The organism is Streptomyces sp. NPDC107546 (assembly GCF_055639175.1).
This window is the reverse complement of sequence record NZ_JBVKBA010000026.1, coordinates 1-13,747: the sequence shown is the minus strand read 5'-3', so window position 1 is coordinate 13,747 and position 13,747 is coordinate 1. Positions and strand designations below refer to the sequence as shown.

Genomic DNA, 13,747 nt, shown 5'->3' with positions numbered 1-13,747 from the left:
GGCGAGAACGGCGAGGACGGGGAGAACGGGGAGACGGGACGATGATCGACGCGTACGAGGATCCCGGGGAGCCCGACTGTCGCGGCGGCTGGCGATACATGTGGTGGCTGGTGAGGCGGCAGCCGGGACGTTCCGTGGCCGGGGCGCTGCTCGGCAGCGTCTGGATGGTGCTGCTGGCGGCGACGCCGTATCTGATGGCCCGTGCGGTCGACGAGGGTCTTCGGCCGGGTGACATGGGTGCTCTGGCCGGGTGGTCGACGGCGCTGTTCGCGGTCGGGGCGTTCAACGCCTGGCTGAGCATCATGCGGCACCGGGTGATGACCCGGGTGCGGATGGACGCCAACTTCCGCACGGTGAAGGTGGTCGTGGGGCACGCGGTCCGGCTGGGGGCCGCGCTGCCGCGGCGGGCCGGGGCCGGTGAGGTGGTCACGATCGGCGTGGGCGACGTGCAGACGATCGCCGGCGCGCTGACGGTCGTGGGCCCCGGTGTGGGCGCGGTCGTCGCGTACCTGGTGGTCGCCGGGCTGCTGCTGTCGGTCTCCGTGCGGCTCGCCGCGGTCGTGCTGCTCGGCGTGCCCGTGATCGCCCTGATCGTCGGACCGCTGATGGGGCGGTTGCAGGGCACGGAGGCGGAGTACCGGGAGCGGCAGGGCGTGCTGACCGCCCGGATCGGCGACCTCGCGGGCGGGCTGCGCGTCCTCAACGGCCTCGGCGGCAAGGGGCTGTTCGCGGACGCCTTCCGCCGGGACTCCCAGCGGCTGCGGGAGCAGGGGTACCGGGTCGGGTCGGTGACCAGCTGGATGCAGGCGCTCGGGGTGGGGCTGCCGACGCTGTTCCTCGCCGTCGTGACCTGGCTCGCGGCGCGGCTCGCCGCGCGGGGGGACATCACCGTGGGCGAGCTGGTGGCGGTGTACGGGTATGTCGCCGTGATCGTGCGTCCGGTGGCGTTCTTCCTGGAGTGCGGCTACCAGCTCAGCCGTGGCGTGGTGGCCGCCCGGCGCGTCGTACGGCTGCTGCGGTTGGAGCCGGAGCCGGACGACGGCACGTGCGACGCTCCCCCGCAGCCGTCCGTGCTGCACGACCCGGAGTCCGGGGTGCGGGTGCCGCCGGGGCGGCTGACCGCCCTGGCCGGGGCGCGGCCCGCGGACACCGCAGCGGTCGTCGACCGCCTGGGCCGGTACGTCCCGTCGGAAGCGACGTGGGGCGGGGTGCGCCTGGACGGCATCCCGCTGTCACAGGTGCGGGAGCGGATCCTGGTCGCCGACAACGAGGCCGACCTGTTCGCCGGGACGCTGCGCGAGCTGGTCGCCGGCGCCCGGGAGGCGGAGGACATCGACGACGCGGCGATCGGGCGGGCGGTGCACGCCGCTGTGGCCGACGACATCGTGCAGGGCCTGCGGGACGGGCTCGGCTCGGCGGTCGACGCGCAGGGACGCAACCTGTCCGGCGGCCAGCGGCAGCGCCTCCGGCTCGTGCGGGCGCTGCTCGCCGACCCGGAGGTGCTGCTGGCCGTCGAGCCCACGTCGGCGCTGGACGCGCACACCGAGGCGGCGGTCGCGCAGCGGCTGCGGGAGGCGCGCGTGGGCCGTACGACCGTGGTGACCACCACCTCCCCGCTGGTCCTGGACCGCGCGGGCACCGTCCACTACCTGGTCGACGGCAAGGTCGCGGCCAGCGGGAGCCACCGGCGGCTGCTCGAGGCGGAGCCGGGCTACCGGGCGCTGGTGGCGCGGGACGCCGACACCGCCGATGCCGAGGAGGTCGTGGCGTGAGCCGGGGACAGCTGCCCGTGGCCGAACCGGTCGACGTGCGGCGGGCCGCCGTACGGCTGGTGCGGGCCGACGGGCGGGCCTTCGCCGCCGTACTGGCCCTGAACGCGGCGGCCTCCGGGGCCGGGCTGGCCGGTCCGTGGCTGCTCGGGCGGATCGTCGACGAGGTCCGGTCCGGGGGCGGCGTCGGTGCGGTGGACCGCCTGGCGCTCGGCATCCTGCTGTGCTCCCTGGCGCAGTTGCTGCTGTCGCGCTGGGCCCGGTACGTGGGGCACCGCTTCGGGGAGCGGACCCTGGCCCGCGTGCGCGAGGAGTTCGTCGACCGGGTCCTCGCGCTGCCCGCCGCCGTGGTGGAACGGGCCGGCACCGGGGACCTGACCGCGCGCGGCACCGCCGACGTGGCGACCGTGGGCACCACGTTGCGCGACGCCGGCCCGGAGCTGCTGATCAACACCGTGCAGGCGCTGTTCCTGCTGGGCGCGGTCTTCGCGCTCGACCCGCTGCTCGGGGCGATCGGCGTGTTCGCTCTGATGCCCATCTGGTGCGTGCTGCGCTGGTATCTGCGCCGGGCCAGGGACGGTTACCTCGCCGAGGGCGAGGCGAACTCCCAGATCGCCGAGATCGTGGCGGCGACGGCCTCCGGGGCGCGCACGGTGGAGGCGTTCCGGTTGCAGGAGCGGCGGGTGGCGACGAGCCGGGACGCGCTGGACGTCTCCCGGCGCCGGCGCCTGTACACGCTGTCCCTGCGGTCCGTGTTCTTCCCGGTGGTGGAGGTCTCCTACGTCCTCCCGGTGGCCGGGGTGCTGCTGGCCGGCGGCGCGCTGCACGCGCACGGGGTGATGAGCCTCGGGTCGGTGGTGGCCGCCGCGGTGTATCTGCAGCAGTTCAGCTCACCGCTGGACGAGATCCTGATGCGGGTCGAGCAGTTGCAGAGCAGCGGCGCGTCCTTCGCCCGGGTGGAGGGACTCGCCCGGGCCCCGCAGTCCGGCCCCGAGGGCACGCCGGCCGTCCCGGCGGACGACCGGATCGACGTGACGGACGCTCGCTACGCCTACGACCGCGGGGGCGAGGTGCTGCGCGGGGTGGACCTGACCGTGCGGCCGGGCGAACGGCTGGCGGTGGTCGGCCCCTCCGGCGCCGGGAAGACCACCCTGAGCCGGCTGCTGGCCGGCATCGACACGCCGACCGAGGGCTCGGTGACGGTGGGCGGTGTGCCGGTCGCGGACCTGGGGCCGGAGCGGCTGCGCCGCCAGGTCGTCCTCGTCACCCAGGAACACCATGTCTTCCTCGGGACGGTCCGCGACAACCTGCGGGTCGCCGAACCGTCGGCGACGGACGAGCAGCTGTGGGCGGCGCTCGCCGCGGTGGGCGCCGACGACTGGGCGCGGGAGCTGCCGGACGGCCTGGACACCGAGCTGGGGCCGGCGGGTTGCCGCACGGACGGCTCACAGGCCCAGCAACTGGCGCTGGCCCGCGTGGTGCTGGCCGACCCGCACACGCTGATCCTCGACGAGGCCACGGCCCTGCTGGATCCGACGACGGCCCGCCGCACGGAGCGCGCGCTGGCGGCGGTCCTCAAGGGCCGCACGGTCATCGCGATCGCCCACCGTCTCCACACGGCCCACGACGCGGACCGGGTGGCGGTGATGGAGAACGGCCTCCTGACGGAACTGGGCACGCACGAGGACCTGGTGACGGCGGACGGGGCGTACGCGGCGTTGTGGCGGACGTGGCACGGCCGAGGTGCGTCGTAGGGCCTTCGCGACAGTCCCTGGAGCATGTGTCCAGCATTGATTGAACAGTTCGTATACCGAACATGACCAACCGGCCAACGAACGATTTCCAGCCAACCTATTGATGCGCTCCTGACAACTCCATCGCTCTCTGCCACGCTTCCCACGACCCCTGCACAGCAACCCCACAGCTTCGAACGCCGTGCCGGGCCGAGACACCCCTCACGCACTGCGCACCCGCACCTGGTTCCGCGTTCCCCTGTTCTGCCCGGACGGCCCACCCTCCGTCCGGTCTCCCCTGGCCGTGCGATCCGCGGCCACGCAGAAGGAGTCAGTGTTGAGAAGCAGTTCCTCTCGCAGACGCACCTCCCACACCCCCGCCCACCGCGCCGCCGCCGTCGCCCTCGTCGGCGTCTCCGCGCTGCTCGCCGCCGCCGTCCAGTCGGGCGCCGCGAGCGCCGCCCCGGCCGGCCCCGCCGCCGGGAAGTTCGACCCCGCCCACGCGGCCCTGAAGCTCTCCCCGTCGCAGCGCGCCGAGCTGATCCGCGACGCCGACGCGGCGAAGGCGGACACCGCCCGGCAGATCGGCCTCGGCGCCCAGGAGAAGCTGGTCGTCAAGGACGTCGTCAAGGACGGCGACGGCACGCTCCACACCCGCTACGAGCGTACCTACGCCGGCCTTCCCGTCCTGGGTGGCGACCTGGTCGTCGACACCAGCAAGTCGGGGACGGCCGAGAAGGTCGCCAAGGCCACCCAGGCCGCCCTCGAGGTCTCCTCGCTCACGCCCGCGATCGCCCCCGCCAAGGCGGAGAAGCAGGCGCTGTCCGCGGCCCGGGCGGCGGGCTCGAGCAGGACCGGCGCGGACCAGGCGCCCCGAAAGGTGATCTGGGCGGCGAGCGGCAAGCCGGTGCTGGCCTACGAGACGGTCGTCGGCGGCCTCCAGGACGACGGCACCCCGAACGAACTGCACGTCGTCACGGACGCCGCCACCGGCAAGGAGCTCTACCGCTACCAGGGCATCGAGACCGGCATCGGCAACACCCAGTACAGCGGCCAGGTCACCCTGACCACCACGCAGTCCGGGTCGACGTACACGCTGAACGACGGCTCGCGCGGCGGACACAAGACGTACAACCTCAACCGCGGCACCTCCGGCACCGGCACGCTGTTCTCGCAGTCGAGCGACACCTGGGGCAACGGCACCACCTCCAACGCCGCGACCGCCGGCGCCGACGCGCACTACGGCGCGGCCGTCACCTGGGACTTCTACAAGAACACCTTCGGGCGCAGTGGCATCAGGAACGACGGCAAGGCGGCCTACTCCCGCGTCCACTACGGCAACGCGTACGTCAACGCCTTCTGGGACGACGGCTGCTTCTGCATGACCTACGGCGACGGCTCCGGCAACGCCGACCCGCTGACCTCCCTCGACGTGGCGGGCCACGAGATGAGCCACGGCGTCACCTCCAACACCGCGGGACTCAACTACAGCGGCGAGTCCGGCGGTCTGAACGAGGCGACCAGCGACATCATGGGCACCGGCGTGGAGTTCTACGCCAACAACGCCTCCGACCCCGGTGACTACCTCATCGGCGAGAAGATCAACATCAACGGCGACGGCACCCCGCTGCGCTACATGGACAAGCCCAGCAAGGACGGCGGCTCCGCCGACAGCTGGTACTCGGGCGTGGGCAACCTCGACGTCCACTACTCGTCGGGCGTGGCGAACCACTTCTTCTACCTCCTGTCGGAGGGCAGCGGCGCCAAGGTCATAGGCGGCGTGAGCTACAACTCGCCGACGGCGGACGGCCTTCCGGTCACCGGCATCGGCCGGGACAAGGCGCTGCAGATCTGGTACCGGGCGCTGACCACGAAGTTCACCTCGACCACCAACTACGCCGGCGCCCGCACCGGCACGCTCGCCGCGGCGGGTGAGCTCTACGGCACCTCCAGCGCCGAGTACAAGGCGGTGCAGGACGCCTGGGCGGCCGTCGCGGTCGGGTCGCGCTCGGGTGGGGGCGGCGGCGGTGGCACGTCGTACGAGAACACGACCCCGGTCTCCATCCCGGACAACGGACCCGCCATCACATCGTCGATCACCGTCTCCGGCAGGACCGGAAACGCGCCAAGCAACCTCCAGGTGACCGTCGACATCACGCACACGTGGCGCGGCGACCTCGTGATCGACCTGGTCGGCCCCTCGGGCGCTTCCTACCGCCTGAAGAACTTCAGCTCCTCCGACTCGGCGGACGACGTCAAGGCGACCTACACGGTCAACGCCTCCTCCGAAACGGCCAACGGCACCTGGAAGTTGAAGGTCCAGGACCAGGCGGCGCAGGATGTCGGCACCCTGAACAGCTGGAAGCTGACCTTCCCGTAAACCGCACCCCGAGCAGCGCGGATCGGGCGCCGTCACCGAGGTGGGCGACCTCGGGGCGGCGCCCGTTTACATGCCCGCAATGTTCACCTACGAGTCGACTTTCGGCCAACATCACTTCGAGCTCCTGACATGTACGCGACCTCATGTCACGCTTCCACCGCCGCCGCACATGCACCGCAACTTCACAACCGATCCGGTTGGTAACCCCACGCCGACCGGAATCCCCCACAGAAGGAGCTTGTGTGACTCCCCGCTACGCGCGTCACCAGCGCACCACGCTGGCCATCGCCACCGCCGTCGCCGCCGGAGCCCTCCTCACCACGGGCCTGACCGCGAACGCCTCGGCCCAGACCCAGGCCGCTTCCGCCGGCAAGGCGCCCCTCGCCGCCGCCCCGACCTACCTGTCCGCCGCGGCCCGCACCTCGCTCATCGCGACGGCCGAGGAGAACGCCGCCGAGACGGCCCGGCAGATAGGCCTCGGCGCCAAGGAGAAGCTGGTCGTCAAGGACGTCGTCAAGGACGTCGACGGCACGGTCCACACCCGCTACGAGCGTACCTACGCCGGCCTGCCGGTCCTCGGCGGCGACCTCGTCGTCCACTCGAAGTCCGGCAAGGCCGAGGGCGTGACCAGAGCGAGCGGCGCGGCCATCAAGGTGGCCTCGCTCAAGCCGCAGATCGCCGCCGCCAAGGCCGAGAAGCAGGCGCTGACCGTCGCGAAGGCCGCGGGCTCGGACAAGACCGCCGCCGACAGCGCGCCCCGCAAGGTGATCTGGGCGGGCAGCGGCAAGCCGGTCCTCGCCTACGAGACGGTCGTCGGCGGCCTCCAGGACGACGGCACCCCGAACCAGGTGCACGTCATCACCGACGCGGCCACCGGCAAGAAGCTGTACGAGTACCAGGGCATCGAGACCGGCACCGGCAAGAGCCTGTACTCGGGCACGGTCACCCTGAACACCACCCTGTCCGGGTCGACCTACCAGCTGTACGACACCACGCGGGGCGGCCACAAGACGTACAACCTGAAGCACAGCAGCAGCTCGTCCACGGGCACCCTGTTCACCGACTCGGACGACGTCTGGGGCACGGGGGCGGCCTCCAGCTCGTCCACGGACCAGACGGCCGCCGCCGACGCCGCCTACGGCGCCCAGGTGACCTGGGACTTCTACAAGAACACCTTCGGCCGCAGCGGCATCAAGAACGACGGCAAGGCGGCCTACTCCCGCGTCCACTACGGCAACGCGTACGTCAACGCCTTCTGGGACGACAGCTGCTTCTGCATGACCTACGGCGACGGCTCCGGGAACACCCACCCGCTGACCTCCCTCGACGTGGCGGGCCACGAGATGAGCCACGGCGTCACCTCCAACACGGCCGGCCTGAACTACAGCGGCGAGTCGGGCGGCCTGAACGAGGCCACTTCGGACATCTTCGGTACGGGCGTGGAGTTCTACGCCAACAACGCCTCCGACCCCGGTGACTACCTCATCGGCGAGAAGATCAACATCAACGGCGACGGCACCCCGCTGCGCTACATGGACAAGCCCAGCAAGGACGGCGGCTCCGCCGACTACTGGTCCTCCAGCGTCGGCAGCAAGGACGTGCACTACTCGTCCGGTGTCGCCAACCACTTCTTCTACCTCCTGTCGGAGGGCAGCGGCGCCAAGACGATCAACGGCGTCAGCTACAACTCGCCGACGTACAACGGCTCCACGGTCACCGGCATCGGTCGCGCCAAGGCGCTGCAGATCTGGTACAAGGCGCTGACCACGTACATGACGTCGACGACGAACTACAAGGGCGCCCGCACGGCGACCCTGAGCGCGGCGTCATCCCTGTACGGCTCCGGCAGCACCGAGTACAACGCGGTGGCGGCGGCCTGGTCCGCGGTCAACGTGAACTAGCACGTACGCCGACACGGCGGCCCCCGGCGGGAAGGTCACGCCGGGGGCCGCCCTAGGCTGGGGCGCATGTCCTTCACCTACGAGGATGTCGGCGCCACCCGCGAGCCCGGCCACTGCCCCGAGGGCTTCCGCCCGCTGCACGTCCGTGCCCGCATCGGCGAGGGCGAACAGGTGTTCCACAGGGCCGCCGAGGCGGTTCTGACCTGGGAGCTGCACCGGGCGATGGGCGTCGGAGTCTCGGTCACCGAGGACAGGGCGGCCCCGGGGGTCGACGTCACCATCACCCTGGCGGGCATGATCAAGGCCCCGTGCCGCGTGGTCTGGACGCTCGAGGAGCCCCGCCGCGCCGGCTGGGCGTACGGCACGCTGCCGGGCCACCCGGAGTGCGGTGAGGAGTCCTTCGTGGTGGACCGCACGGGCGACGGCACGGTCTGGCTGACGATCACGGCCTTCAGCCGGCCCGCCAGGTGGTACACGAGGGCGGGCGGACCGGCCGCGCGGGGCCTCCAGCACGCGTACGCACGGCGGTGCGGGGCGGTGCTGCGCCGGCTGTGCGCGGAGCCGGACGAGCTGACGTAGTTCCGGCCGTACGGAAACGACGAACCACGACCACGGTTCGACGCCTTCTCCTCGAAGGAAGACGATGCACGCCGACGCGGGCAGGTCCAGGGATCTGCCCAGGTTCGAGGCCGACAGCGCGGTCCCGTTCTTCGCCCGGCATCTCGGCCGGGCCGTCACATCAACGGGCTGACCTGACGGCATCGGCGCCCGGCCACCGGTCGGACGCCGATACCGCTGCCCCGGGTTGTCGAGCGGGCGCTAACGCATGAGCACCCCCGCCGCCCCCACCCCGTCCTCCGCCGGCACCGCCACCAGCCCCATCTCCGCGCTCGACGCCAGCAGTCGATGCGACGGCAGGATGCGGACCGTGTAGCCGAACGGGCCCGTGCGGTCCAGGGACAGGGGCCCCTCGTACAGCCAGCGGCCCTCCGCGTCCGGAGCGCCCGCCGGTTTCAGCGGCACCGGTGTCGCGTCCTCCAGGCGGTCCTCCATGTCCACACGGCCCGCCACCGCCTGCACCTCCACGTCGTCCGGCCCCAGCTCGCCGAGGCCGACCCGCACGCGGAGCGCCAGCGTCGTGCCCAGTTCCGCCGTCTCCGTCGTGGCCGACGTCTCGACGTGGTCGACCGTGACCGACGGCCAGGCGGAGCGCACCCGCGCCTTCCAGCCCGCCAGCTCCCGCGCCGCCTGAGGTGTCATCGACCGGTGCGCGTGGGCCGCCGGGGTGTACAGGCGGTCGACGTATTCGCGGACCATCCGGCCGGCGAGCACCTTCGGGCCCAGGTTCATGAGGGTCTGGCGGACCATCTCGATCCAGCGGTCCGGCAGTCCGCCCTGGCCCCGCTCGTAGAAGCGCGGAGCCACCCGCTGCTCCAGCAGCTCGTACAGCGCCGCGGCCTCGAGGTCGTCGCGCCGGTCCTCGTCCGTCCCCGCGCCGTCGGCGGTGGGGATCGCCCAGCCGAAGTCCGGCTGGAACCATTCGTCCCACCAGCCGTCGAGCACCGACAGGTTGAGGCAGCCGTTGAGCGCCGCCTTCATCCCGCTCGTCCCGCACGCCTCCAGTGGGCGCAGCGGGTTGTTCAGCCACACGTCACAGCCGGGGTAGAGCTTCTGCGCCATCGCCATGCCGTAGTCGGGGAGGAACACGATGCGGTGGCGCACCCGCGGGTCGTCCGCGAACCGGACCAGTTCCTGGATCAGGCGCTTTCCGCCGTCGTCGGCGGGGTGGGCCTTTCCGGCCACCACGATCTGGACCGGGTGTTCGGGGTGCAGCAGCAGTTCCATCAGGCGGTCCGGGTCGCGCAGCATCAGCGTCAGACGTTTGTACGACGGAACGCGGCGCGCGAAGCCGATCGTCAGGACGTCCGGATCGAGGACGCCGTCGATCCAGCCCAACTCCGCCGTTCCGGCACCACGCTGCCGCCAGGACGCGTACAGCCGCTCCCGGACCTCGAGGACCAGCTGCTCGCGCAGCACCCGGCGCAGGTCCCAGATGTCCTGGTCGGGGATCTCGGCGATCGCGTCCCAGCGCTCGCGCCCGCCCTCCGTCATGGCGTCCTCGGTGCGCTCGGCGCCGATCTGCCGCGCGCCGAGCCGGAACACCTCCGGTGCCACCCAGGTCGGCGCGTGCACCCCGTTCGTCACGGACGTGATCGGCACCTCGTCGGCGTCGAAGCCCGGCCACAGGCCCGAGAACATCTCCCGGCTGACGTTGCCGTGGAGGAGGGAGACCCCGTTGGCGCGTTGGCCGAGGCGCAGGCCCATCACGGCCATGTTGAACAGGTTCGGTTCGCCGCCCGGGTAGGTCTCCATGCCGAGCCGCAGGATCCGTTCCACGTCGATGCCCGGCAGCTCGGCGTCCGGGCCGAAGTGGCGCGCCACCAGCTCCCGGTCGAAGCGGTCGATGCCGGCCGGGACGGGGGTGTGGGTGGTGAAGACCGTGCCGGCGCGCACGGCTTCCAGGGCGGAGTCGAAGTCGAGCCCGCCCTCGCACAGTTCCGCGATCCGCTCCAGGCCGAGGAAGCCCGCGTGCCCCTCGTTGGTGTGGAACACCTCCGGCTCGGGATGCCCGGTCAGCCGGCAGTACGTGCGCACGGCGCGCACCCCGCCGATGCCGAGCAGCATCTCCTGCAGCAGCCGGTGCTCGCTGCCGCCGCCGTACAGCCGGTCGGTGACGCCCCGCTCGCCGAGGTCGTTCTCCTCCACGTCCGAGTCGAGCATCAGCAGCGGCACCCGGCCCACCCGGGCGAGCCAGATGCGGGCCTTCAGGCGGCGGCCTCCGGGCAGGCCGAGGGAGACCTGGGCGGGGGTGCCGTCCGCCTCGCTCAGCGGTGTGAGCGGCAGCTCGTTCGGGTCGAGCACCGGGTAGTGCTCCTGCTGCCAGCCGTCGCGGGAGAGCGTCTGCCGGAAGTAGCCGTGCCGGTACAGCAGGCCCACGCCGATGAGCGGGACGCCGAGGTCGCTGGCCGCCTTCAGATGGTCCCCGGCGAGGATGCCGAGGCCGCCCGAGTACTGGGGCAGCGCGGCCGTGATGCCGAACTCGGGCGAGAAGTAGGCGATGGCGGCGGGCAGTCCGGAGGACCGGTCCTGGGACTGGTACCAGCGCTCGCCGGTGACGTAGTCGTGCAGATCGTCGGCGGCCGCGGTGAGGCGGCGCAGGAAGCGGCGGTCCTCGGCCAGCTCGGCGAGCCGGGCGGGCGGCACGCTCCCCAGCAGCCGCACCGGGTCGCCGCCCGAGGCGGCCCACCGCTCGGGGTCGACGGACTTGAAGAGGTCACGGGTCTCCGCATGCCACGACCAGCGCAGATTGCGCGCCAGGTCGCTCAGCGGCTGGAGGGCTTCGGGGAGGACGGGACGTACGGTGAACCTGCGGATGGCCTTCACGAATTCCACCTTCACGGAGGACGTACGTAGCGTCTCCGACGGTACGCTGCGCTCCGCTGTGGGGGCGACGGCGTCTGCTCGGTTACCGCCGGGTTCGTAGGCACCCGGGAGTGCGGCGGCCGTCGCCGGGGGCTCCGCCCCGTACCCCCGATCGGCCTGAACGGCCTCGTCCTCAAGCGCTGGACGCGGCTGCGACGCGAACCCGTCGCTCTGCGCCCGAGCCGACCGAAAAACAACGCAACTTTTACACATCCGCCATCCCCCGATATGGCCGATTCCCCACGCATAGGCGACCTTGTGGCGGTTCGCGCCCGCACGAGAGGCTTCAGGCGGCGCACCGGCCGTGAACTGCGCCCGGGCCGCGCCGAGTTGGGAGGGGAACTCGAGTCATGGCACGGATGAGAGAGGCGCGTCTGCGCTGGGCGGGCGGTCTGACCACCATCGCCACGGTCGCGGCGCTCGCGGCCGTCGCACAGCCCGCGCAGGCCGCCCCGGAAGGAACCGTCCTCGGCGCCGGTGCTCCCGGCGCCGTCGGCGGCAGCTACATCGTGACGCTCAAGGGGGGAACCCGGGCCCTGTCGCCCGCCGGCAAGGGCATCGCCGAGAAGTACGGGGCGAGAATCAGCCACACCTACGGCAGCGCGCTCAACGGCTACGCGGTGACCGTCAACGAGCGGCAGGCCCGGCGTCTCGCCGCCGACTCCCGCGTGGCCTCGGTCGTCCAGGACACCCGGGTCGCGCTCGACCACTACCAGAAGAACCCGCCCTCATGGGGCCTGGACCGGATCGACCAGCCGAACCTGCCGCTCGACAAGGGCTACACCTGGCCCGAACCGGCGGGAGTGGGCGTGACGGCGTACGTCATCGACACCGGCATCCGCATCTCGCACAAGGACTTCGGCGGCCGGGCGAGCTACGGCTGGGACTTCGTCGACAACGACGCGACCGCCCAGGACGGCAACGGACACGGCACGCACGTGGCCGGCACCATCGCGGGCGCCACGTACGGCGTGGCCAAGCAGGCCGAGGTCGTCGCCGTGCGCGTCCTCGACGACAACGGCGCCGGTACCACCGCGCAGGTCATCGCGGGCATCGACTGGGTGACCAAGCACGCGAGGAAGCCCGCAGTGGCCAATCTGAGCCTGGGCGGTTACGCGAACGCGCAGCTGGACGCGGCCGTGCGCAACTCCATCGCCTCCGGCGTCACCTACGCGGTCGCCGCCGGCAACGACGGGCTCGCGGCCGGCCTGTACTCCCCGGCCCGGGTCGATCAGGCCATCACGGTCGGTGCCAGCGACCGGAAGGACGCCCGGGCGAGCTTCTCCAACTGGGGTTCGAGTCTCGACCTGTTCGCCCCCGGTGTGGCGATCACCTCGGACTCGAACGCGAGCGACACCGGCACCGCCACGCTCTCCGGCACGTCGATGGCGACACCGCACGTCGCGGGCGCCGCCGCCCTCTACCTGGCCCGCCATCCCAAGGCCGCCCCGGCACAGGTCAGCCAGGCCCTCGTACGGCAGGCGGCCTCCGGGAAGATCAAGGGCGCGGGGATCGGGTCACCCGACAAGCTGCTCCAGGTCGCCAATCCTTGACCCCCGGTTAACCGGACACGCGTACTCTGACCGGCCTCGCCCCTTGTCGCGGGCGGGGCCGGTCCTCTTGGCTGTACTGAATGCGGCCGGTCTTGAACGTAGACGTACGCGTGAGTAGTTAACAAAGTGCCGGAATGCCCACCCGTACTGCGGGAAGGCTCATCCGGTAACCCGCCGGCCCACCTTCCGACACCCCATCCGCCCGGACATGTTGACGCGGACAGGAGCGGTCATGCCCCCGACGCACCACTCGCCGGCACCCCCGGCACCTGGCACCATCCCTGCACAACACACCGACGCCGGTCCCCCCGCCCAGCGGACACCCGCCTCGGACGCGGGGCCGAGCCCGGCGCCGGACACCGGTCCCGTCCTCGGACGCATCCCCGTCCTCGACGTACGCCCCCTCGTCCTCGGCGGCCGACGCCCGGCCAAGGCCGTGGTCGGTGAGGAGTTCGAGATCTCCGCGACGGTCTTCCGCGAGGGCCACGACGCCGTCGCCGCGAACGTCGTCCTCACCGACACCGAAGGCCGCCGGGGACCCTGGACACCGATGCGTGAACTGGCCCCCGGCACCGACCGCTGGGGAGCCACCGTCTCCCTGCCCGGCGAGGGCCGCTGGACCTACGCGGTGGAGGCGTGGAGCGATCCGGTCAGCACCTGGCGCCACCACGCGGGGATCAAGATCCCGGCGGGGATGGACACCGAGCTCGTCCTGGAGGAGGGCGCACGGCTGTACGAGCGCGCAGCCGACGGCGTCCCCGAAGGCGAGGACGGGCGGCAGGTGCTGCTCGCCGCGGCCGACGCCCTGCGCGACACCGGCCGCCCGGCCGCCTCCCGTCTCGCGGCGGCGTTGACTCCTGAGGTGGGTGCGGTGCTGGCCCGGTATCCGTTGCGTGAGTTGGTGACGTGTTCGGATCCGTTGCCGTTG

8 protein-coding genes are annotated in these 13,747 nt (G+C 72.0%); 7 read left to right on the top strand and 1 reads right to left on the bottom strand.

What is annotated here, in order from left to right; translation table 11 throughout:
• Nucleotides 1-41 precede the first annotated feature (41 nt).
• The 5 genes from ACZ7L1_RS29655 (at nt 42) to ACZ7L1_RS29635 (ending at nt 8,362) form a co-directional block, all read left to right on the top strand.
• Nucleotides 42-1,772 carry an ABC transporter ATP-binding protein gene (locus ACZ7L1_RS29655; protein ID WP_471441338.1) on the top strand — a complete coding sequence of 577 codons (1,731 nt, stop codon included), beginning with the start codon at nt 42-44 and terminating at the stop codon, nt 1,770-1,772.
• Nucleotides 1,769-3,523, top strand: a complete 1,755-nt coding sequence (locus ACZ7L1_RS29650) for an ABC transporter ATP-binding protein (RefSeq protein ID WP_471441336.1) — start codon at nt 1,769-1,771, stop codon at nt 3,521-3,523. Before ACZ7L1_RS29655 ends, ACZ7L1_RS29650 begins: the two co-directional genes overlap by 4 nt.
• A 316-nt stretch (nt 3,524-3,839) precedes the next feature.
• A complete protein-coding gene (locus ACZ7L1_RS29645) occupies nt 3,840-5,882 on the top strand; it encodes a M4 family metallopeptidase (RefSeq protein ID WP_471441334.1) in 2,043 nt (680 codons plus the stop codon).
• Nucleotides 5,883-6,124: 242 nt separating this feature from the next.
• The gene (locus tag ACZ7L1_RS29640) at nt 6,125-7,783 is read left to right on the top strand and encodes a M4 family metallopeptidase (RefSeq protein WP_471441332.1); all 1,659 of its coding nucleotides are present in this window, start codon (nt 6,125-6,127) and stop codon (nt 7,781-7,783) included.
• Nucleotides 7,784-7,849: 66 nt separating this feature from the next.
• On the top strand, nt 7,850-8,362 hold the full coding sequence (locus tag ACZ7L1_RS29635) for a DUF1990 family protein (protein WP_471441330.1): 513 nt from the start codon (nt 7,850-7,852) through the stop codon (nt 8,360-8,362).
• Nucleotides 8,363-8,602: 240 nt separating this feature from the next.
• Here ACZ7L1_RS29635 and ACZ7L1_RS29630 read toward each other — a convergent pair whose 3' ends face one another.
• Nucleotides 8,603-11,227, bottom strand: a complete 2,625-nt coding sequence (locus tag ACZ7L1_RS29630; protein WP_471441328.1) for a glycosyltransferase family 1 protein — start codon at nt 11,225-11,227, stop codon at nt 8,603-8,605.
• A gap of 389 nt (nt 11,228-11,616) precedes the next feature.
• Between ACZ7L1_RS29630 and ACZ7L1_RS29625 the strand changes: the two genes are divergently transcribed.
• A complete protein-coding gene (locus tag ACZ7L1_RS29625) occupies nt 11,617-12,819 on the top strand; it encodes a S8 family peptidase (protein ID WP_471441326.1) in 1,203 nt (400 codons plus the stop codon).
• 232 nt (nt 12,820-13,051) lie between these two features.
• Nucleotides 13,052-13,747, top strand: a 696-nt coding sequence (locus tag ACZ7L1_RS29620) for a maltotransferase domain-containing protein (RefSeq protein WP_471441324.1), incomplete at its 3' end; no start/stop codon positions are given.

Bases quoted from the DNA above. Each gene is read 5' to 3' on its own strand.
- ACZ7L1_RS29655 (WP_471441338.1), top strand. From the start codon at position 42: ATGATCGACGCGTACGAGGATCCCGGGGAGCCCGACTGTCGCGGCGGC.
- ACZ7L1_RS29625 (WP_471441326.1), top strand. From the start codon at position 11,617: ATGGCACGGATGAGAGAGGCGCGTCTGCGCTGGGCGGGCGGTCTGACC.
- ACZ7L1_RS29635 (WP_471441330.1), top strand. From the start codon at position 7,850: ATGTCCTTCACCTACGAGGATGTCGGCGCCACCCGCGAGCCCGGCCAC.